The organism is Cupriavidus sp. 01L46, assembly GCF_056399905.1.
The window spans coordinates 1-21,693 of sequence record NZ_JBFTSF010000094.1 but is presented as its reverse complement, the minus strand read 5'-3'; the positions used below and the strand labels follow the sequence as shown (position 1 = coordinate 21,693).

The 21,693-nt window shown below is 66.3% G+C and carries 17 protein-coding genes and 1 pseudogene; 8 read left to right on the top strand and 10 right to left on the bottom strand.

Translation table 11 applies throughout. From position 1 onward, the window contains the following. Window positions 1-129: 129 nt before the first annotated feature. Window positions 130-1,476: a GGDEF domain-containing phosphodiesterase gene (locus AC1DS3_RS18340; RefSeq protein ID WP_477127654.1), complete on the top strand. Its 1,347-nt coding sequence runs from the start codon at window positions 130-132 to the stop codon at window positions 1,474-1,476. 130 nt (window positions 1,477-1,606) lie between these two features. Further along, entirely contained in the window at window positions 1,607-1,738 is a 132-nt protein-coding gene (locus tag AC1DS3_RS18335; protein ID WP_006163387.1) for an entericidin A/B family lipoprotein, read from the top strand. A 45-nt stretch (window positions 1,739-1,783) separates the two neighbouring features. On the opposite strand, the gene AC1DS3_RS18330 is transcribed toward AC1DS3_RS18335, so the two are convergent. From AC1DS3_RS18330 to AC1DS3_RS18315, 4 genes are all read right to left on the bottom strand, one after another. Beyond that, the gene (locus AC1DS3_RS18330) at window positions 1,784-3,448 is read right to left on the bottom strand and encodes a phospholipase D-like domain-containing protein (protein WP_477127653.1); all 1,665 of its coding nucleotides are present in this window, start codon (window positions 3,446-3,448) and stop codon (window positions 1,784-1,786) included. Window positions 3,449-3,533: 85 nt separating this feature from the next. Next, the gene (eda, locus tag AC1DS3_RS18325) at window positions 3,534-4,178 is read right to left on the bottom strand and encodes a bifunctional 4-hydroxy-2-oxoglutarate aldolase/2-dehydro-3-deoxy-phosphogluconate aldolase (protein WP_441638870.1); all 645 of its coding nucleotides are present in this window, start codon (window positions 4,176-4,178) and stop codon (window positions 3,534-3,536) included. Between the two features lie 71 nt (window positions 4,179-4,249). Continuing rightward, window positions 4,250-5,185, bottom strand: a complete 936-nt coding sequence (locus AC1DS3_RS18320) for a sugar kinase (protein ID WP_441638868.1) — start codon at window positions 5,183-5,185, stop codon at window positions 4,250-4,252. A gap of 85 nt (window positions 5,186-5,270) precedes the next feature. Then, on the bottom strand, window positions 5,271-6,539 hold the full coding sequence (locus tag AC1DS3_RS18315; protein WP_477127652.1) for an amino acid deaminase: 1,269 nt from the start codon (window positions 6,537-6,539) through the stop codon (window positions 5,271-5,273). A 148-nt stretch (window positions 6,540-6,687) separates the two neighbouring features. On the opposite strand from AC1DS3_RS18315, the gene AC1DS3_RS18310 reads away from it, so the two are divergent. The 5 genes from AC1DS3_RS18310 to AC1DS3_RS18290 all read left to right on the top strand — a co-directional run bounded on the left by AC1DS3_RS18310 (window position 6,688) and on the right by AC1DS3_RS18290 (window position 11,598). Continuing rightward, window positions 6,688-7,581 carry a MurR/RpiR family transcriptional regulator gene (locus AC1DS3_RS18310; protein ID WP_150985497.1) on the top strand — a complete coding sequence of 298 codons (894 nt, stop codon included), beginning with the start codon at window positions 6,688-6,690 and terminating at the stop codon, window positions 7,579-7,581. Between the two features lie 2 nt (window positions 7,582-7,583). Further along, a complete protein-coding gene (locus AC1DS3_RS18305; protein ID WP_441638862.1) occupies window positions 7,584-9,077 on the top strand; it encodes an N-acyl-D-amino-acid deacylase family protein in 1,494 nt (497 codons plus the stop codon). Window positions 9,078-9,124: 47 nt separating this feature from the next. Further along, window positions 9,125-9,517 (top strand): RidA family protein, encoded by a 393-nt coding sequence (locus AC1DS3_RS18300; protein WP_441638860.1) that lies wholly within the window; start codon window positions 9,125-9,127, stop codon window positions 9,515-9,517. 116 nt (window positions 9,518-9,633) lie between these two features. Next, window positions 9,634-10,995: a GntP family permease gene (locus AC1DS3_RS18295; RefSeq protein WP_174423583.1), complete on the top strand. Its 1,362-nt coding sequence runs from the start codon at window positions 9,634-9,636 to the stop codon at window positions 10,993-10,995. A gap of 270 nt (window positions 10,996-11,265) precedes the next feature. Then, window positions 11,266-11,598, top strand: a complete 333-nt coding sequence (locus AC1DS3_RS18290; RefSeq protein WP_441638856.1) for a hypothetical protein — start codon at window positions 11,266-11,268, stop codon at window positions 11,596-11,598. A gap of 7 nt (window positions 11,599-11,605) precedes the next feature. On the opposite strand, the gene AC1DS3_RS18285 is transcribed toward AC1DS3_RS18290, so the two are convergent. From AC1DS3_RS18285 to AC1DS3_RS18265, 5 genes and pseudogenes are all read right to left on the bottom strand, one after another. After that, on the bottom strand, window positions 11,606-13,462 hold the full coding sequence (locus AC1DS3_RS18285) for a TonB-dependent receptor (protein ID WP_477127651.1): 1,857 nt from the start codon (window positions 13,460-13,462) through the stop codon (window positions 11,606-11,608). A 181-nt stretch (window positions 13,463-13,643) separates the two neighbouring features. Beyond that, window positions 13,644-13,799 (bottom strand): annotated as a pseudogene (locus AC1DS3_RS18280) (hypothetical protein); the annotation flags it as partial. 183 nt (window positions 13,800-13,982) lie between these two features. Continuing rightward, window positions 13,983-16,199, bottom strand: coding sequence for a TonB-dependent receptor (locus AC1DS3_RS18275; protein WP_477127650.1), 2,217 nt, complete (start codon window positions 16,197-16,199; stop codon window positions 13,983-13,985). 111 nt (window positions 16,200-16,310) lie between these two features. Further along, window positions 16,311-17,369, bottom strand: coding sequence for a FecR domain-containing protein (locus tag AC1DS3_RS18270; RefSeq protein ID WP_441638850.1), 1,059 nt, complete (start codon window positions 17,367-17,369; stop codon window positions 16,311-16,313). After that, on the bottom strand, window positions 17,369-17,878 hold the full coding sequence (locus AC1DS3_RS18265) for a sigma-70 family RNA polymerase sigma factor (RefSeq protein ID WP_441638848.1): 510 nt from the start codon (window positions 17,876-17,878) through the stop codon (window positions 17,369-17,371). The genes AC1DS3_RS18270 and AC1DS3_RS18265 overlap by 1 nt, the downstream gene beginning before the upstream one ends. Window positions 17,879-18,133: 255 nt before the next feature. Between AC1DS3_RS18265 and AC1DS3_RS18260 the strand changes: the two genes are divergently transcribed. Continuing rightward, complete coding sequence (locus AC1DS3_RS18260) at window positions 18,134-19,135, top strand: Bug family tripartite tricarboxylate transporter substrate binding protein (RefSeq protein WP_477127649.1); 1,002 nt, start codon at window positions 18,134-18,136, stop codon at window positions 19,133-19,135. Window positions 19,136-19,272: 137 nt separating this feature from the next. Here AC1DS3_RS18260 and AC1DS3_RS18255 read toward each other — a convergent pair whose 3' ends face one another. After that, a complete protein-coding gene (locus AC1DS3_RS18255) occupies window positions 19,273-21,510 on the bottom strand; it encodes an NADP-dependent isocitrate dehydrogenase (protein WP_477127648.1) in 2,238 nt (745 codons plus the stop codon). Between the last annotated feature and the right edge of the window lie 183 nt (window positions 21,511-21,693).

The window sequence follows — 21,693 nt, the reverse complement described above, 5'->3', positions numbered from 1 at the left end:
CCTGACGCCGGCTTGAGGGCCAGGTCCCCGAGCCAGTGCGCCGATGGCGCGGCGGTTGCCGCAGCCAAGGCATGGCGGCCCGCGCTCATGCCACCGTGCGGCGAAATCATGCTGCCCACAGGGACCCCAATGCATCCAGACGCAGACGATGCCGTCCGCTCGCCGGAGGTGGACCCTCATGAAAAATGCGACTTCGTGGCTGCCTTGATGGCGCGGCGGCAGATGCCGCTGGCCACGCAGCGGCGCTTCGCGGTGCTGGTGATCCACCTCGATCGCTTTACCTACGCTAGCGAAACGCTTGGCGCGGCGCTATCGGCGCAGCTACGCGCGCAGGTGGCGGCGCGCATAGCCGCGCTGGCGCTGCAGGCCGAAGTGACCTGGCTAGGCCAGGCGGACATCGGTGCGCTTGTGGCGCTGGCCCCGCAGCGACAGCTGGCGGCCGACCTCATGGAAGCAGCGACGCGCCTGGCGCGCGCCGTGGCCGCTGGCCTGGCGCGGCCATTCGTGCAAAACGGGTTCGAGCTGTTCCTGTCCAGCAGCATTGGCGTGGCGCTGGACGAACCCGACAAGCCGGCGGAGCGCAGCCTCCATGAGGCCTATGACGCGATGCTGCGCGTACGCAAACGCGGCGGCGACGGCGTTGCCGGTGGCGCCATTACCACCCCTGCATCACTTTCCACACCGCTCCTGGCCGCCCTGCCTTTTGCCTTGGCGCGCGGGCAGATCGCGCTGAACCTGCAGGCAAGGGCATCGCTGGCCACCGGTTGCGTGACTGGCTATACGGCCCGCCTGCGCTGGCAGAGTCCTGAGTTGGGGCGTGTCGCGCCGCAAGACTTCCTGCCCGCGCTGGAATCTCTTGGCATGATGGGCGAGGTGGCACGCTGGCTGATGGAAAACGCCCTGCCCCTGCTGGATTGCCCGGGCGTCGCCGACCCGGTGGAGCTATCGTTGCTGGTTTCCAGCGCCCAGTTGCACGGCACCCCGCTGATCGACACCTTGCTGCGCATGCTGGCAGCACGCAAGCTCGACCCGGCAAGGATCTGCCTCGAGATTCCCGGCGAGGCATTGTTGGCCGGCGACCACGTTGCCGCGGCCAAGCTCGCCACGTTGCGCGGCGCGGGCCTGCGGTTTGCCCTGAGCGACTTTGCCGACGCGCCCGGCGGCACGTCAACACTGGAGCGCCTGCAACCCGATTTACTGACGTTCAACGCGCGCTGCATCGGCAGCAGCGAGCAGCCAGAGCAGCCGGGCCAGGCCGGCGCCGCCGCGCGGCTGCAAGCCGCTTGCGAACAGGCATGGCGCCTTGGCCTGCCAGTCTGTGCCAAGGGCGTCGAAACTCGGCACCAACTGGCCGAAGTGCAACGTTGGGGCTGCTGTGCCATACAGGGATACTTGCTGGCGCAGCCCTTCCCGGCTCACTGGCTGGCGCAGACACATGCTGCAATCTGCGCACGCGCGCGTGAATTGCTGACCTAGGTCGCAGCGCTTGCCCGCGCCGCGCCACAGTCTTGGCACGATCGGTTACAAAATGGCACGCATCGTGCTTCAATAGAGCACCGCGACAACGTAAAATCGCGGCAAATTCAATGACCGAAAGGAGTCTGGCGTGAAAAAAGGATGGATCTTCTGCGTTCTGTTTGCCACCCTGCTGGCTGGCTGCAACACCATGGCCGGCCTGGGCCAGGATATACAGAAGGGTGGCCAAAAGCTGGAAGGCGCAGCCGATCGCAGCAAGTAAGATGCGCTGACGGCACCGGAGCGCCAGGCATGGCGCTCCGCGGCGTCACAACAACTGCTCAGGCGTGAATGGCGCAAGTACGTCGATCCACAAGCGCTTCTGCCAGCTTGTATCCGGCTCGGTATCGGACACCACTGCCTTATCCCCCTTGCCATCCACCCACTGCACCGCGCCCTGATCGGACAAGCGCAGCAGGTAGCTGTTGTCGTCGATCGCCCCCGCGAACAACTGCGCGACTTGCTGCGCCAGCTTGGCACTATGGATGATCAGGCCCGTCTCCGTGTTCTGGCTGGCCGAGCGCGGATCAAAGTTCATCGATCCCACAAACAGGTTGGTCCGGTCGGCGACGGCCGCCTTCACATGCAGGCTAGCCTGCGAAGACGTGTAATCCCCGATGATTTGCCGCGGCCGGCCGGGGCGCGACTTGAGCTCATGCAGTTCCACCCCCGCGCGCAGCAGGTCGGGCCGATAGCGCCGGTAGCCCACATGGACGATGGGCGCATCGGTGGCGGCCAGTGAGTTGGTCAATACCCGCACCTTGACGCCCCGCTTGACCAGATCCGCCATCCACGCGACGCCGCGGTCGCCCGGGATGAAATAGGGGGAAATCAGGATGATCTCCTGGCTCGCCCCGCTCAGCATGCGGCCCAGCTCCTGGCTCATGGTCTCGCCGCCGGCTGGCGCCTGGTCCGGCGCGGCTTTGCTCGGCGCGTCGACCATCACGCTTGCCGATGCCCATTCGAGAGCCAGCTTGCCGCCAGCCGTGAACTGGCGGCCCAGGAAGCTCTCCCGCGCATCGATCTTGCCGGGAGGCGTCATGCCCAGTGCTTCGATGCGCTTGCTATCCGTCTGCGTGCCGACGAGGGCCTGCTCGGGCCGCGCCGCGCTAGTGCCGGAGGCGGAGGCCGCGTCCGCCGCCTCCGCCGGGGTTGCCAGGACTTCCACCGGCACGGCCAGCGGGTTGTTCCAGTATCGGTCGAATGCGGCGGACAGCCGACGTACCGCGGGGCCGGCAGCGATCACATCAAGGTCGACGAAATTTGTGTCGGGAGCGCGCAGGAAATAGGCGTTGCCGATATTGCGCCCCCCCGTCATGGCCAGCGCGTTGTCGGCGATAAAGGCCTTGTTGTGCATGCGGCGGTTGAGCCGGCGGACATCGGTGGCGGACGAGAGCATCCGCGTCAACTTGGAAAATCGCCCCGCAGGAAACGGGTTGAACATGCGTACTTCGATATTGCGATGGCCCGCGAAGCGCAGGAAGGCGCGATCCTCGCCGTCGCTATGCAGGTCGTCCACCAGCACGCGCACGCGCACGCCCCGCTCGGCCGCTGCCCGCACGTGCCGCAGGATCTCGCGGGATGATTCGTCGGCCTCGATGATGTAGTACTGCAGATCCAGGGTGCGCGTGGCATGGTCAGCGAGCGAAATCAGCGTACCGTAGGCTTCTTCTCCAGAGGCGATCACATGAAAGCCGGACAGCGCCTGATCGGGCGAGCTCTGCGCAACCAGCCGCCCGAGGGCGGTGGTCGCCGGATCTGCCAGCGCTGCGCTCTGCTCGCGCGGCGCTTCCTTGGGCAGGCTGGYGCACCCCTGGGCAAACAGGATGCTCGCGCAAATCAACACGCGGCCAAGCCGCTGGGCCAGTATTGCGCCGCGGCGGCGGGAAACTGCCATGCCACGCGGGGCCGGACCGGCCAGTTGCACAGCCATGCTGCCTCCAGCAGTCGGGATATGCCAAGCTTATAACCTGGCGCGGCGGCCCGCTATCCGCCTTTGTCCGACGCCTTTGGGGGCTTCAGGCGGACTTGCGCAGTGCAGCAGCCTCCTGCGCCAGTGTGCGCACCCGCGCCCAGTCGCCCTTGGCCACCGCATCCTTGGGCACCACCCAGGATCCGCCAACGCAGACCACATTGGGCAGCGCGAGATAGGTTGGCGCGCGGGCAAGGTCGATGCCGCCCGTCGGGCAGAAGCGCAGCTGCGCGAACGGCCCGTAAAGCGACTTGAGCATCGGCACGCCGCCCGACGCTTCCGCCGGAAAGAACTTCAGGAACTTGAAACCGGCTTCCATCGCGGCCATCGCCTCGCTGGCGGTGGCTACGCCGGGCAGCAGCGCCACGCCCGCACCCTGCGCGGCCACGGCCAGCGCCGGCGTGAGCCCGGGTGAAACCGCGAACTGCGCGCCGGCCTCGCTCACGGCCTTCAGGTCGGCCGCCGTCAACACCGTGCCCGCGCCTACGCAGGCTTGCGGGAAAGCTGCCGCCACCGCCTTGATGGCGTCCAGCGCCACCGGCGTGCGCAGCGTGATCTCCAGCACCGGCAGGCCGCCGCCGATCAAGGCTTCGGACACATGCAGGGCTTCGTCCACGGAGGAAAACTCGAGCACCGGGATCACCGGCACGTTAACGAGGCGTTCGATCAGCGAGGTAGATTGGGTTTGCATGGCAGTGGATCTTCGGTCAGGTCGGACGATTGAACTTAGAGCTAGGGCTTGATGGCTTGACGGCTTGGGAATCAGGCAATCACGGAAACCGACTGCGCCATTCGCGCCAGCACGGTTTCTGTGGAGGGGATTGGCGCCACGGCACCATAGCCGGTGGTGGACAGCGCGGCCGCCACGTTGGCGTAGCGCGCGGCATCGAACGGATCGTCGCCGGCGGCAAGGCGCGCGACGAAGCTGCCGCCAAAGCAATCGCCGGCCCCGGTAGCATCCACCGGGCGCACCACGTACGGCGGCACCAGCGTGCGCGCCTCAGGCGTGGCCACGTACGCGCCCTCCTCGCCCAGCTTCAGCGCGACCAGCCCGATGCCGCAGCCCAGCAGATAGTCGACGATGGCGTCGCGGTCATCGAGGCCCGTGAGCACGGTGATGTCGTCCCAGCTCGGCAGGCACACATCGGTCAGTGCGAAGGCCTCGCGCATGATGCCGCGCGCGCGCGCCAGGGTCCACAGGCGCAGGCGCAGGTTGGTGTCCAGCGTGACCTGGCAACCGGCCTTGCGCGCATGCTCCATTGCCGCCAGTCCTGCATCGCAGGCACTGGTGCTGATGGCCAGGCTGATGCCTGACACATGCAGGTAGCGCGCTTCGGCGATGGCATGGTGCGGGAGGTTCTCGTGGCTGTAGTGGCTGGCCGCCGAGCCACTGCGCAGGTAGTCGAAACGGTGCCCGTGCGCGTCGTGGGTGACGAAGTACACGCCTGTGGGCGCGCCCGCGTCGATGCGCACGTGGCGGGTATCTACCCGCTCCTGCGTCCACAGCGCCAGCAGCCGCTCGCCGAAGGTGTCCTCGCCCACCGCGCTGATATAGCCGGCGTGGGCGCCCTGGCGCGCCGCGGCGATGCAGAAATTGGAAGTGTCGCCGCCAAAGCCCTGCAGGTAGCGTGCGGGATCGTCGGGCTGCTGGTTGAACTCAACCAGCGCTTCGCCGAAGGCGAGAATGTCGATGCTCATGGTGCAAGCGTCCCCTGTTGTCGCTGTCGTTGCTGTTGTTGCTGTCGTTGCCGTTATGGCTGTCTTTGCTGCTGCGTGCGGCCGTTCAGAAAAACGTCTGCACGAGATCGATCACGCGCAGGTCGCCGTCGAGCACCGGAATGTGGCGCCACTTGTCGAAGGTAAGACAGGGATGGGAAATATCAAAAGCCACCATGTCTCCGACCTGGATATCGTCGCCGGGGTGGATCGCCAGATAAGCGTGCTGGTCMATCATGCCCGTCACCTCCCAGTGCGCGGGCACCGCCACCGGCGCGCTCGCACCGGGCCGGTAGACCTGCGCCGGGATCGGCATGCCCGCATCGAAGGCGGCGTCGCGCTTGCCCATGCCGATGATGGCGCGCTCCGGCTCGGGAATCGACTGCACATAGGCCCACAACTGCAAGGCCGGCAACAGGCCCTCGCGCATCTTCTGTGCGACCGGGTTGCTGGCCAGAATCCGTCTTTGCGCGGCGCGGTAGATGCCCACGTCGTGCGTGAGGTAGCAGCCCGGGCGCAGCACGATGTCGATCGGCGCGCCGATATCGGTGCGGGCGAACTCCTCCGCCACCACGTCGTACCAGGCCGAGCCCGCGCCGGACATCACCACCGGGCTGCGGCCGAAGCGGCCGGCCGCGAACAGCTCGCGCGTCACCGCCACGGTGCGCCGCAGGAAGTCGCGGATATCGGCCTCTTCCTGGAGCACGCCCTCGTAGATTTCCACGCCGGCCAGCGACAGCACGCCGGGCCAGCGCGCCAGCGCCGCCAGCACCGCTTCTTGCTGCTGCGCACCGCGCACGCCGGTGCGCCCGCCTGGCACGCCCAGTTCCAGCAGGACCTGCAGCTTCTGGCCGCGTGCGCTGAAGTACGTGCCCAGCTGGTCCACCAGCGCAGCCGAATCCACCAGCGTAAAGAACTCGAAGTCTGGATCACGCAGCAGGTCGGCCACGATTTCCATATTGCGCCGGCCCACCAGCTGGTTGGCCATCAGCACGCGCCGCACGCCGTGCGCGTACGCGGCGGCAGTCTGGTGTGCGGTGGCCAGCGTGATGCCCCATGCGCCGGCGGCCAGCTGGCGCGCGAACAGCTTGGGCGCCATGGTGGTCTTGCCATGCGGCGCCAGCTGCACTCCGTACTCGCCCATGAAGCGGCGCATCCAATCCAGGTTATGCGCCAGGCGTTCTTCATACAGTACGGCGGCCGGCAGGCTGAGGTCTTCTGCCAGCAATTGCCAGCCCACCTGGCCGGCTGCGTCGGGTGCCAGCGGGGCGTCGAGCTTGCCCAGCGCCTTGTTGAGCGGATCGATCGTGCCGGTTTGGTACTTTATTTCACGCATGCTGTCATCATCCTGCAAAATTCCGATTGACGTAATGATAGCCTTGAAATTACGATATTTCACCCTTGTTATAAAGTAACATTCAAAGCTGGCTCCAGAGCGACATTGCGCCCCGGGACGGCTCGCCCCCACCATTGACCCGCCAACCATGTCCGCGCCCTTCGACATCCTGACCCGCATCGCCGAGCGTGGCCCGACGCTACGCCTGGCCGAGCAGAAGGTCGCCCAGGTGATCCTGCAGGACCTGGCGGGCGCCGCCGCCACCAGCATCAACGAGCTGGCGCGGCAGGCCGGGGTAAGCGAAGCCAGCGTGACCCGCTTTGCCAAGGCCATCGGCTGCCGMGACGTGCGCGACCTCAAGCTGCGCCTGGCGCAAGCCACGGCCGTGGGCCAGCGCTTCCTGCAAGCGGAGGTCGCCCGCGCGGCGGAGCCGTCCCCCGCCACGCTGGCCGACAGCATTCATGCGGATATCCTGGACTCTCTTGAGGTCAATCGCAAGCTGATCGATCCCGACCATATGGAGCGTGCGGCGCGCCTGTTGCTGGAGGCGCGCATGGTCTACGCTTTTGGCATGGGTGGCGGCTCGTCCTTCATGGCCGACGAAGCGCGTTACAGGCTGGCTCGGCTGGGCCGTCCCGTCGCCAGCTACCAGGACGCGCTGCTGCAGAAGATGGTGGCAGCCACCTTGCACAAGGACGATGTCGTGCTTGCGTTCTCCGCCACGGGCAACGTGCCCGAGATGCTGGCCAGTTGCGATATTGCCCGCGAATACGGCGCGAAACTGGTGGCCGTGACCGCGCTGGGCTCGCCGCTGGCGGCACGCGCGGACGTGCTGCTGCCGGTGCGCACGCTGGAAACGGATTTTATTTTCAAGCCCTCGGCCTCGCGCTACGCGATGCTGCTGGTCATGGACGTGCTGGCGACCCAGCTCGCCCTGCTGCAGCAAGACCAGAGCCAGGACAACCTGCGCCGGCTCAAGTACGTGCTCGACGCGCACCGCGGCACTGGCGCCACCGATAGCCGCCAGCCGCTCGGAGACTGACCATGCCTGAACTGTTCGATACCCTCATCCGCGGCGTAACCCTGCTCGACGGCTCCGGCGCCGAGGCGCGCCTGGCCGACGTGGCGCTGCGCGCAGGGCGCATCGCGCGCATTGCCATGCTGGAAGACGGCGGCGATGCCATCGACCCCGGCAGCGCCGCGCATGTGGTGCAAGGCGCGGGCCTGGTGCTGGCGCCGGGCTTTATCGACGTGCACACGCACGACGACACCAACGTGGTTCGCCAGCCCGAGATGACCCCCAAGCTATCGCAAGGCGTCACCACGGTGATCGTCGGCAACTGCGGCATCAGCGCGGCGCCCGTCACGCTGCGCGGCGAGCCGCCCGACCCGATGAACCTGCTCGGCACCGCCGCCGCCTTTTGCTACCCTGACTTCGCCGCCTATGCTGCGGCCGTGCAGGCTGCCCGGCCCGCAGTGAACGTGGCCGCGCTGGTCGGCCATACGGCGCTGCGCAGCAACCACATGGACCGGCTGGACCGTACCGCCACCCCGGCCGAGATCGCGGCAATGCGCGCACAGCTGCAAGAAGCGCTCGACCATGGTGCCATCGGCCTGTCCACCGGCCTGGCTTATGCCAACGCCTTTGCCGCCACCACGGACGAAGTGCTGGCGCTGGCCGAGCCGCTGGCGCACGCGGGCGCGCTCTATGCCACCCACCTGCGCAGCGAGTTCGCGGACATCCTGGAGGCGATGGATGAAGCCTTCCGCATCGGGCGCCATGCGCGCGTGCCGGTGGTGATCTCGCATATGAAGTGCGCTGGCCTGGACAACTGGGGGCGCAGCGGGGAAGTGCTGGATGCGCTGGAGCGCGCGCAACGCTGGCAACCGGTGGGCTGCGATTGCTATCCCTACACCGCCAGCTCCTCCACGCTCGACCTGAAGCAGGTCACCAGCGATTTCGACATCATGGTGACCTGGTCCGAGCCGCACCCCGAGATGGGCGGGCGCCTGCTGGCCGATATTGCGGCCGAGTGGGAGCTAGGGCTCGAAGACGCCGCGCGCCGCCTGCAACCCGCCGGCGCGGTCTATCACTGCATGGAAGACGCGGACGTGGACCGCATCCTGAGCCATCCCGCCACGGTGGTGGGATCCGATGGCCTGCCCAACGATCCGCTGCCGCATCCGCGCCTGTGGGGCGCCTTTCCGCGCGTGCTGGGCCACTACGCCCGTGACCGCGAGCTGTTCCCGCTGACGGTCGCGATCAACAAGATGACGGGCCTGTCGGCCGAGCGCTTCGGCCTGGCCGAGCGCGGCCTGGTGCGCGAAGGCTACTGGGCCGACCTGGTCCTGTTCGACGCCGCCACCATCCGCGACGCGGCCAGCTTCACCGATCCCATGCAGCCCGCCGAGGGCATCGCTTGCGTGTGGGTCAACGGCGAGCTGTCGTGGCAGCGGCGCAAGCCCACCGGCGCGCGGGCCGGCCGCTTCCTCGCGCGCACAAAGCCTGCCGGGGCCAGCGCGGCACCGGCACAGTAACCATCCCATTCCCAATTCCCAATTTGCAATCTGCTTCAGGAGTCCCCATGGATATCAAACGATTTGGCGTCGAGGGCGGCGCCGGCACCGGCGGCCAGCACATGCCGTTTTCCCGTGCCGTGCAAGCCGACGGCTGGCTCTACGTGTCCGGCCAGGTGCCGATGGTGGCCGGCGAGGTGATCGACGGCGGCATCGTTGCGCAGACCCACCAGGCCATCAAGAACGTGCTGACCATCCTGGCCGAAGCCGGCTACGGCACCGAGCACATCGTGCGCTGTGGCGTGTGGCTGGACGATGCGCGCGACTTCGCGTCGTTCAACAAGATCTTCAAGGAATACTTCGGCGCCAACCCGCCCGCGCGCGCCTGCGTGCAGTCAAGCATGGTAGTGGACTGCAAGGTCGAAGTGGATTGCATCGCCTACAAGAAGCCGGCTGCCTGATCCCGGGCCAGCCAGCCACGAAGACCTGAACCGGCCGCCGCCAGCGCGGCCCTTTTCATAGCGGAAGCGAGGGAGCCCCGCCGGAGTCCCGGCGGACCTCGCACAAAGGAGACAACATGGGCGCCGTAACCGGAACCACCCTTTTGCTTTACGCGTTGATCGCGGTGATCGCACTGGTCGTGCTGATCGCGAAATTCAAGCTCAATCCCTTTATCACCCTGGTGGTCGTCTCGGTACTGCTCGGCTTTGCCGTGGGCATGCCGATGGGCGACATCGTCAAATCGTTCGAGGCCGGCGTTGGCGGCACGCTCGGCCACATCGCACTGGTGGTGGGCCTGGGCACCATGCTCGGCAAGATGATGGCGGAGTCCGGCGGCGCCGAGCGCATCGCGCGCACGCTGATTGACGCCTTCGGCGAGAAGAACGTGCACTGGGCCATGGTGACCATCGCCTTTATCGTCGGCCTGCCCGTGTTCTTCGAAGTGGGCTTCGTGCTGCTGGTGCCGATCGCCTTCAACGTGGCCAAGCGTACCGGCACCTCCATGGTGCTGGTGGGCATCCCGATGGTGGCCGGCCTTTCGGTGGTGCACGGCCTGATCCCCCCGCACCCCGCCGCGCTGCTGGCGGTGACCGCCTACAAGGCGGATATCGGCAAGACCATCCTGTACGCGCTGATCGTGGGCATTCCCACGGCGGCTATCGCTGGCCCGCTGTTCGCCAAGCTGATGACGCGCTACGTGACGCTGCCGGATGTGAATCCGCTGGCCGCGCAATTCACCGAGGAGGACGAACGCGTCCAAGCCTCGCATGAGCTGCCGGGCTTCGGCATCACGTTGTTCACCATCCTGCTGCCCGTGATCCTGATGCTGATCGGCAGCTGGGCCGACCTCATCACCACGCCCAAGAGCTTTGCCAACGACTTCCTCAAGCTGATCGGCAACTCGGTGATCGCGCTGCTGATCGCCGCGCTGGTGAGCTTCTACACCTTCGGCAAGCGCCGCGGCTTCACCCGGGAGAACATCCTCAAGTTCACCAACGAGTGCGTGGCGCCTACCGCCATCATCACGCTGGTGGTCGGCGCGGGCGGCGGCTTTGGCCGCGTGCTGCGCGATTCGGGCATCTCCAACGCCATCGTCGACGTGGCCACCGGTGCGCATGTGTCGGTGCTGCTGCTGGGCTGGCTGGTCGCCGTGCTGATCCGGATCGCCACCGGCTCCGCTACCGTGGCCATGACCACGGCCGCCGGCATCGTCGCGCCGATCGCCGCCAGCGTGCCTGGCACCCGGCCCGARCTGCTGGTGCTGACCACCGGTGCCGGCTCGCTGATCCTGTCGCACGTAAACGACGGCGGCTTCTGGCTGGTCAAGGAGTACTTCAACATGACCGTGGCCCAGACCTTCAAGACCTGGTCAGTGTGCGAAACGCTCATCTCGGTGATCGCCCTGCTTCTGACCCTGGCACTAGCCACGGTAGTCTGACCATCCGGGCAGGCTCAGGCCGGGTGTCCGCAAGGCGCCCGCCAAAAGGGAGGAGACACATGCGGTGTCCCTCCCTTTTTTACGCCGCCCGCAATGTGCTATTGTGTGCACCGCAGCAAATCATCAGCGCCCCGCGTTTTTCCCCTGCCGCTGCCATAGCCCGGTCATCACCCGTCGCGCCGACAAGGTGTCACAAATCTTTCATACTGCGAAGCAGGCCCGGGTTTCCCCCTAGCGCTAGAATCGAGCCCCAACCGGAGGAAAAGAACCATGCCCAAGAAACTCAGGAAAACCGAGGACGCTGTCCCGGCCACCACGACCGCGCCGGGCCTGATCGCTCTGCTCGACCACATTGCCAATGCCACCGCGCAAGGCCAGCTCGATCCCGAGTTCGCCCGCAAGCTGGGCAAGCGTGTGCGCAAGGAAGCCGACGCGCTGATTGAAGACCAGGCGTACTCGAACGCCCACGGCACGCAGATCAGGGCCGCTCTTGCCACGCTGGAAGAAGCGGTATCGGATAGCGAAGGCGGGCTGCTGGGCAAAGCCGTCAAGCGCCTGCGCGATGCCGACAAGCGCGCCGCGGAATCCACCACCGCCAAGTAGAACTGCCTCAGAAGCGCATCGTTGCCGAAAGCAGCAGCGTGCGCGGCTCGGCTTGCGCCAGCCCGCCGTAGGCATCGACCGCCGCCCAGTCATGCTTGTCAAAGACATTGCGGACATTGAGGCGAAAGGTGGTCTGCCTGCGCGCCACGGTAGTCTGGTAGCGCGCACCGATGTCGACGCGGGTCCAGTGCGGGATGCTTTGCGTATTGGCCTGGTCGACATATTGCCGTCCCGTGTAGGCCAGCCCACCGGCCAGCGTCAGGCCCGGCGCGAAGCCGGTATCCCATTCGGCGCCCAGGTTGGCTTGCAGCGTCGGCGCGCCGACAGCCGCCTTGCCCGCCGACCCGGGGCTGCTGCTGCGAACAATCCTGGCATCGAGCACGGTAGCGCTGGCCAGCAGCCGCACCCCGGCCGCCATCTCCCCGTACAGCCCGAACTCCAGCCCGCGATTGCGCTGCTCGCCGTTTGCGGCGAACAGCGTCCCGGCCATCTGGCCGCTCGCCTTGGCGATCTGGAATGCGCTGACGGTCGCCATCATCCCGCCCTGCTCCACCTTCACGCCGAACTCAAGCTGCCTTGACTTGTAGGKCGCGAATACCTCGCCGGCATTGCTGGCGCCGCCGGGGGCGGTATCGCCCTTGCTCAACCCTTCCGCGCGGTTGGCATACAGCGTGACGTGTCGCGAGGGCTTCACCACCAGGCCCAGCATCGGCGTCCAGGCGCCCTGGTCGTAGTGCGAAGCGATGGCGCCGCCGGCGCTGAAATTGTCGGACGTGACCTGCTGACGGCGCAGCCCCAGCGTCAGCTGCACGCGTTTGTCCAGCATTGACAGCGTATCGGCCAGGGCCACGCCGGACAGCCGCGTCTGGGAAACCTTCGGCACGCTGGCGGGCGCCGCGATGTACTGCACGGGCAGCGACACGGGCTGATAGAGGTTGGTCAGCGACGCGGTCGCGGCATTGTTGAAGCTGCGCTCCAGCTGGTCCCGATAGTCGCTCACGAGCAAGCTCAGGTGATGGCTCACCGCCCCAGTGTCGAAGCGGGCGCGCAGGCCCGTGTCCACGGTGGTGCGGGCTACGTTGAACTGGTAGTTCGAGTCCAGCACGGCAATATCGCCGGCCCCGTTGATGATGGTGGGCGTGATGGCAAAGAGCCTGGCCACCCGGGTACGGCCGCCGCCGCCGGCGATGAACCAGGTGAGCTTGTCGCCGATATCGTACTCCGCCTGCACCAGCAGGGACTGGTCGCGGATGCTGGAGTGTTCCCAGGGTTGCGAGATGTTGCGCCGTCCGTTGGGCGCATCGGGTACGTTGATGCCGGACACGATATGCAAGAGGCGCGATGGCGCGGCGATCCTCTCCCGCTGGCCGATGAAATCCAGCGTCGCGCGCAGGCGCTCGCCCTGGTAATCCAGTGCCAGCGCGCCAGCACCGGCGTGGCGCGACTGGTTGTCCAGGTTGGTGTCACCCGCCCGATAGTTGCCATTGAAGCGAATGCCGAACTGCCGCTGCGCGCCAAACCGCCGGCTTAAGTCAAGGTTGCCGCCCAGCTGCGATGACGCGGCATAGTCGGCCGTGACCTGGGTCAGGTCGGGACCGGTCGCCCGCTTGGGCACGATATTGATGCCACCGCCGACACTGCCGCTGGGCGCCATGCCGATCAGCATGGCGGTCGGGCCCTTGATCAGCTCGATGCGTTCGATGTAGCCGGTCGATACCCGGTAGTTAGAGGCCACGCCGTACATGCCGTCGAAGGCAATCTCGCCGAAGTTGCCATTGCCAACGGGAAAGCCGCGGATTGTGAAGGCGTCCAGGATGCCGCCAGGCTGGCTGACATAGCGCACGGACGAATCGACGGCCACCATATCGCCCACCGTGCGCGCCTGCTGGTCCTCGATTGCCTTGGCGGCGCGCAGCCGCTGCCGCCCCGAAGATCGTGACCGTGGGCAGCAACGGCGCGGCCTGGATGCCGGAGACCGCCTGCGCCTTGCGCAATGCATACCCGCCTCCCGGCACTTCCACCGCTTCCAGGCCGCTGCCTGCCAATAGCGCCCGCAGCCCGTCCGGCACGGTATAGAGGCCATTCAGTCCCGGGCTTTGGGCGCTGCCGAGCAGTGCGGCATCATAGGAAAGATCGATGCCCCCGACACTGGCAAAGCGATTGAGGACCGCGTAAAGCGGCCCAGGCGCGATGGCGAACATCCGCGCCTGGCCCGGGCTCGCCATCGGGCTTAACACCTGGCTTACCGCCGGGCTTACCACCGGGCTTACCACCGGGCTTACCACCGGGCTCGCCTGCGCGAGCACCGCATCCGGCGCCACGCCCAAGCCCAGGGCAAGACAAGCGAAGGCGCTGCAAAGCGCGAGGCGTTGTGCGGCCAATGCTTAGAAGTCCACGCTCATGGAAGCCATGAAGGTCCGCGGCGCGCCGAGCGAGATCGTGCCGTACGATGCCACCCCGGACCAGTACTTCCGGTTGAACGCATTGAACAGCCCTGCCCGGAACGTCGTGGACTTGCCGTACATCGACGTCTTGTAGCGCGCGCCGAGATCGACGGTTGTCCACGACGACACCCGCTGCGTGTTCGCCTGGTTGACGTACTCGCTGCCCGTGTAGTTGACCGCGCTGGTCAGCGTCAGGCCCGGAACCCACGGCAGGTCCCACTCGCCGCCAAGGTTGGCCATGACGGTAGGCACGCCCACGGGGCGCTTGCCAAGGGTGGCTGCGCTGTTGGTCTTGGTCAGCTCGCCGTCAAGCAGGGTCAGCCCGCCGAGCAGGCGCACGCCCTTGTAGGCCTGCCCCGACACGGTCAGCTCCAGCCCCTGGTTGCGTTGCTCGCTGTCGATGGCATAGACCGTCCCGTACAGCTGGCCGCTGGGCTTGGTCATGCGGAACGCGGCCAGGGTCGCCATCACCTTGCCCGCGTCGAGCTTGACACCCACTTCCTGCTGCTTGGTCTTGTATGGCGCAAAGACCTGCCCCGCATTCGACGCGGTCGCCGGCGCGATGTCTCCCTTGCTCAGCCCTTCGACATAGTTGGCATAGAGCGAGACGTTGTGCCAGGGCTTGAAGACGATGCCGGCCAACGGCGTGACGGCGCTTTCGTCGTACGAAGCGGTCTTCGCCCCGGTGGCCGCGTAGTTGCTCGACTTGACCTGCTGGTAGCGCAGGCCAAGGGTGAACTGCAAGCGGTCATCCAGCACGCTCAAGGTATCGGCCAGTGACAGGCCAGACAGCGTGGAGTCGGACACTTTCGGCACGCTTTGCGGCGCGGCAATGTTCTGCGCCGGGCGGTCGGCCGGGGCGTAGATATTGGATGTGACCGGCGTGCCGGACACGTTGGCGCTGGCKAATCGGTCCATATACAGGTTCGCCTGCAGCGCCAGCGCGTGCTTGACCGGGCCGGTCTCGAACTTGCTCCTGACGCCGGTATCGAAGCTCGATCGGTTGACCTGGAACTTCCAGTTCTGCACGGCCGACGAGGTCGCCCCGGCCGAATTCAGGATGGTTGGCGTCTGGTCGGACAAGCGCGCCACGTCGGAGCGGGTACCGCCGGCATCGGCAAACACCGTCACGTTGTCGGTGAGGTCGTATTCCGCGTGCAGCAGCGTCGACACATCGTTGGACTTCCACCAACCCCAGCGCTGACTGACATTGCGCCTGCCGCCCGGCGCCGACGGGACCTGCACGCCGGCTGTGATCAGGAAGGGACGCGTGGGAGCATCGACCCACTGGTACTGCTCGATCAGGTCGAGCGAGGCCCGCAGGCGCTCGCCGCGATAGTCGAGCGACAGCGCGGCCACCTCGGCGCGCGACTTCTGGTTGTCGAGCGCCGTCGGCCCCTGCCGGTGCAGGCCGTTGAAGCGAATGCCCCACTCGCGGTCTTCGCCGAAACGGCGGCTCAGGTCCACCGCGCCGCCAACCTGCGCGTCGGACGCATAGTCGAGCGTGAAACGCGTCAGGTCCGTCGCCAGCGCGCGCTTGGGCACGACATTGACCACGCCGCCGACACCGCTGTTCGGCGACATGCCATACAGCAAGGCGGCCGGCCCCTTCAGCACTTCGACCCGCTCCAGGTACTCGGTGAACAGATGGTAATTCGGCGACACGCCGTACACGCCGTCGAACGCGATCTCGGACAGGTTGCCCTCGTTGATCGGGAAGCCGCGGATATAGAACGAGTCGGTCACGCCGCCAACCTGGCCCGTGAAGCGCGTGGACGGATCGCTGTTCAGCACTTCGGCCAGCGTGGTGGCCTGCTGATCCTCCAGGCGCTGCGCGGTGTAGTTGCTGACGGCGAACGGCGTGTCCATGACGCCCTTGTCGCCCAGCAGCCCCAAGCGGCCGCCGCGCGCTACCTGGCCGCCCGCGTAGGGTTGCGGCAGTTCGCCCGGCGTCTCTGCGCCGGCGGTGACGGTCACCGCCGGCAGGGTCGGCGCGGCGTTGGCAGGGGCCGCCTGCGATTGTGCGCTCACGGCAAGCGGCGCCACGGTTGCGCCCATGGCAAGGCAGACCACGGCGTGGTGCACGGCGAGCGCAAACGGCTTGGGTCGGGGTGGGCGTCCAGCGGCGATGACAGTGGCATAACGAGTTGCAGACATGATTCCTTTCTCCGGCAGCGTTTAATTTGAGTTCCTACGCTGTAGGCCGGTCGAGAATCGAAATCCCCTCAATCTTCCTGACATATTTTTTCGGACACGCCTGGCATGGGATCAACGCCCTCCCGCCGGGCCAACCGAAACCCAGAAGCGCGTGCGATAGACCACGGTGATCGGCTGCGCCTGCATCAGGAAGCGCAGCACCCGATCGGTGTCGCGCACGTGATAGGCGCCCGAGATACGCAGATCCGCCACGCGCGGATCGCAGGCAATGTGGCCGGTGCGGTAGCGCGATAGTTCGGCCAGTACGTCCGCCAGCCGCATGTCCTTGCCTGCGATGACGCCATCGGCCCAACCGTCCGCCTCGAACGGCTGCGGCGGCGCCGGCATGCTGCCGGCCTTGGCGAGCCACCAGGTGGTCCCCGCCCGCGCTACGTCGATCGCCCCGCCCGCAGCCGGGTGCAGCTCCACGGCGCCCTCCTGCACGGTAACGCGGGCGCGTCCGTCCTCGATCCGCACCACAAAGCGCGTGCCCAACGCACGCAGGCCGCCGAACGGCGTCTGTACCCAGAACGGCCGCACCGCTGCGCTGCGGGCCGCGAAGCCATCGTCATGTCCCGTCGTCACCAGGATCTCCCCGCGCCGCAGCGTGACCAAACGGCGCTCAGCGTCCAGCGCGGTACGGATGACGGTATCGGTGTTGAGCACGATGGTGCTGCCATCGGCCAGGCGCATGGTGCGCTGCTCGCCGGTGGCCGTGCTCGCGTCGGCGAACAGGCGCTGCCATGGCGCCAGTTCGCGCACGGTTGCCGCCGTGACCACCGAGATGCCGGCCAGTGCCAACACCTTGAGCACCTGCCTGCGTTTTAGCCCGCCCACGCTACGCCGGGCGTCGGCCGCTTGCAGGGTACGCAGCGCCAGTGCTGGCGGCATGCCGGAGAAATCGGTGCGCAGTGCCTGCACGCGTTGCCAGGCAACCGCGTGCAGCGGATTGGCGTCGCGCCATTGGGCAAATGCCTTGCGCGTGCTGGCGCTGGCCTCGCTGAAGTCGAGCTTGACCATCCAGTGGATGGCCTGGTCGACGATGCGCGCGGGGATCGGAGTCGCGATCGGGGTTTCCGGCCCGGGGGTAGCCGTTGGCTCGCCTGGCCTGGCGGAATCACTCACGGGCATCAACCACCGAAACGCAAGCTGTAGCAATGGCGCAGCGCCGCCGCGACATAGCGTTCGGCGGTAGCCAGCGACACGCCGAGGCGCTCCGCGATCTGCCGGCAGGTCAGCCCTTCGAGCTGGGCCCACAGGAACGCCTTGCGCACCTGCGGCTTGAGTGCATGGAGGATGCGGTCGATGGCGATCAGGGTTTCCAGGAAAAGCAGCCGGCTCTCGGGCGACGGCGCCTGCGGCGCGGGCAGTTGCGCCAGCGTCTCCAGCCAGGCCAGCTCCAGCTCCCGGCGGCGCCAGTGCTCGATGACGAGGCCGCGCGCGATGGTGCTCAGGTAGGTGCGCGGTTCCCTGATATCGCACGGCTCGCGATGGAGCAAGCGGAGAAACACATCCTGCGCCAGGTCGGCGGCGTCAAACGCATTGCCAAGCTGGCGCCGCAGCCATCCCTGCAGCCAGCGATGGTGATCGCTGTAGAGGGCATGCACATGCTGCTGTAACGCGGATTCGGCGGCGGCCATCGCTTCCCTTGCAATCGTGAAGTGTCTGGCACGGCCAAACTTAAATGAGAATGGTTCGCATTATATGGCACGGAAAATGATTAGTGCAACCAACAGCACGGCCAGGCGCACATATTGCAACGCAGCATCTGACGTAGAATCGGCGCGATGGCCCGGCCAAGCCATCTAGTCGCTACATTTTTTTTATGCTTACCGTGTTTCTGTCTCCCCGCGCCAGCCTGCAGGTGCTGCTACCCGACGCCACTTGACCTGCCCATGGACCTGCTTTCTTCCTTAGACCCGTTGCGCCRGCTGATCACCACTTCGCTGCTGGTGGCCGCCTCGGTGTCCGCCCCGCAGACACAGGCCGCCCCCGCAGCCTTCCCGCACCGGACCGTGCACCTGGTAGTCCCTTTCACGGCGGGCGGTACCACCGACATCATTGCCCGTGTCATTGCCGATAAGCTGCGTACCCGACTGGGCCAGCCCGTGGTCGTCGACAACCGGCCGGGTGCCGCCACGATGATCGCCGCGGAGCAGGTCGCCAAGGCACCCGCCGACGGATACACGCTGCTGCTCGCCAGCTCCACCACGTTCAGCATGCTGCCCGCGCTGCGCACCGGCCTGCCCATCCCGGCGGAAGGCGCCTGGGCGCCGATCGGCATCGTCGCGCAGGCGCCTGTGATACTCACCACCCGTGCGGACTCCGGCATCAAGTCATTCGCGGACATGCTGGCGCGTGCAAGCACCCAACCGGGCACCATCACCTACGGCACCACCGGCCCGGGCACCGCGCAAAACATTGTGGGCACCATGATCGAGGCCGACCTGCATGCGGACATCACCCCCGTGCCATATCGCGGCAGCACGCAGATCCTCGCCGACGTCATTGGCGGGCAGATCGACCTGAGCCTCGACCCCATCGCCGTTGCCAAGCCTTACCTCGCGTCCGGCAAGTTGCGCCCGCTGGCGATCAGTACCGGGGCGCGCTCGCCGGAGTATCCGGGCGTGCCAACCTTTGCCGAACTCGGCATCGCCATGCCCGGCAATGCATTCTGGTTCGGCATTGCCGCGCCGCGCGCCACGCCGCAAGCGGTGGTGGAGCGGCTGGAAAAGGAATTGCAGGGGGTGCTTCTGGACCCTTCCGTGGAGGCGGTCTTCCAGCGGCAGGCGATCTGGGTCATGCGCGGCAACGCGGAGGATTTCCGCCGGCGCGTGCAAGGCGAGATAACGCAATATCGCCGGCTCGCAAAGGACGGCAAGGTGAAGCTGGAATAGCAGGAATAGCGGGAATAGCAGGAACCCCGGGTACCTGTTGCCAGGTACCYGGGGTTCCCATGGCGGCTCGCCTTTCCCAAGGCGTGGCTGCCGCCGGCGGCCGCCCTGCGCGACAGGGCGGCCAGGCTTGCACCCGCTTAAGCCTTGATGGCTGCCAGCGCGGCGTTCAGCGTCTTGCTGGGGCGCATCACGATGTCCAGCTTGGCGAAGTCGGGCTTGTAGTAGCCGCCGATATCGGCTTCCTTGCCTTGCACGGCCGACAGCTCGCCAACGATGACCTGCTCATTGTCGGTCAGTTGCTTGGCCAGCGGCGCGAACTGCGCTGCCAGGGCGGCATCGTCGGTCTGTGCCGCCAGTTCMTSGGCCCAGWACWTGGCCAGGTAGAASTGGCTGCCGCGGTTGTCCAGCTSGCCGGTCTTGGGCGACGGGTTCTTGTTGTTGTCCAGCAGCTTGCCAGTAGCGGCGTCCAGCGTCTTGGCCAGGATCTTGGCCTTCTCGTTGCTGGTCTTGATGCCGAGCTCTTCCAGCGACACCGCCAGGGCCAGGAATTCACCCAGAGAATCCCAGCGCAGGTGGTTTTCCTCCACCAGCTGCTTGACGTGCTTCGGCGCCGAGCCGCCCGCGCCGGTTTCGTACATGCCGCCGCCGGCCATCAGCGGGACGATGGAAAGCATCTTGGCGCTGGTGCCCAGTTCCATGATCGGGAACAGGTCGGTCAGGTAGTCGCGCAGGATGTTGCCGGTCACCGAGATGGTGTCCAGGCCGCGGATGACGCGTTCCAGCGTGTAGCGCATGGCGCGCACTTGCGACATGATCTGGATGTCCAGGCCGGTGGTGTCGTGATCCTTCAGGTAGGTCTCGACCTTCTTGATCATCTCGGCTTCGTGCGGGCGGTACGGGTCCAGCCAGAAAATGGCGGGCATGCCGGAGTTGCGCGCGCGCGTGACGGCCAGCTTGACCCAGTCGCGGATCGGCGCGTCCTTGACCTGGCACATGCGCCAGATATCGCCCTCTTCCACGTTCTGCACCAGCAGCACTTCACCGGTGGCGATGTCAACGATGCGGGCTTCGCCGGCTTCGGGCACTTCAAAGGTCTTGTCGTGCGAGCCGTATTCCTCGGCTTGCTGCGCCATCAGGCCGACGTTGGGCACGGTGCCCATGGTGACCGGGTCGAAGTTGCCGTTGGTCTTGCAGAAGTTGATGATTTCCTGGTAGATGCGGGCAAACGTGCTCTCCGGGATCACGGCCTTGGTGTCCTTCGGACGGCCGTCGGCACCCCACATCTTGCCGCCGATGCGGATCATGGCCGGCATCGAGGCGTCAACGATCACGTCGTTGGGCGCGTGCAGGTTGGAGATGCCCTTGGCCGAATCCACCATCGCCAGCTCGGGACGGTGTTCGTGGCAAGCGTGCATGTCGCGGATGATTTCTTCGCGCTTGGAGCTCGGCAGGCTTTCCAGCTTGTCGTACAGGTTGACCAGGCCGTTGTTGACGTTCACGCCCAGTTCGTCGAACAGCTTGCTGTGCTTCTCGAAGGCTTCCTTGTAGAAAATCTTCACGGCGTGGCCGAACACGATGGGGTGCGAGACCTTCATCATGGTGGCCTTCACGTGCAGCGACAGCATCACGCCGGTCTTGCGCGCGTCTTCCATCTGCTCTTCGTAGAAGTCGCACAGCGCCTTCTTGCTCATGAACATGCTGTCGATGATCTCGCCGTCCAGCAGCGACACCTTCGGCTTGAGCACGATGGTCTTGCCGCTCTTGGTGACCAGTTCCATCTTGACGTCGCGGGCGCGGTCCAGGGTCATGGACTTTTCGCCGTGATAGAAGTCGCCGTGCTTCATGTGCGCCACGTGCGTGCGCGAAGCCATGCTCCACTCACCCATGCTGTGCGGGTTCTTGCGTGCGTAGTTCTTGACGGCAGCCGGCGCGCGGCGGTCCGAGTTGCCTTCGCGCAGGACCGGGTTCACGGCGCTTCCCAGGCACTTCGAATAGCGTTGGCGGATGGCCTTCTCGGCATCGGTCTTCGGATCTTCCGGGAAATCCGGGACCTTGTAGCCCTTGGCCTGCAGTTCCTTGATCGCGCTGACCAGCTGGTGCACGGAGGCGCTGATATTGGGCAGCTTGATGATGTTGGTGTCCGGCAGCAGGGTCAGCCGGCCCAGCTCGGCCAGGTTGTCGGGCACGCGTTGTGCCTCGGTCAGGAATTCGGGGAATTCGCCCAGGATACGGCCCGCCACCGAGATGTCGCTGGTCGTCACGTTGATGCCGGCCGGGGCGGTGAAGGTGCGGATGATGGGCAAAAAGGCACTGGTCGCCAGCAGCGGGGCTTCGTCGGTCAGCGTGTAGATGATGGTGGGTTGCTGGGTACTCATTGCTTATCTCAGGATCAAGAAATAGGTTGGAGAACGCCACCGGCTGGGTCACAGCCCGGCAGGAATGCCCGAATTTTGCCTGAATTTTCTCCAGGGGGGTCTGAACCACACGGGGTTTTTGCTTCGCGATCGCAAAATGCAAGTTTTGCGTGGGGGCAAGGCCAGCGGTGCGTGGCGCGTGCG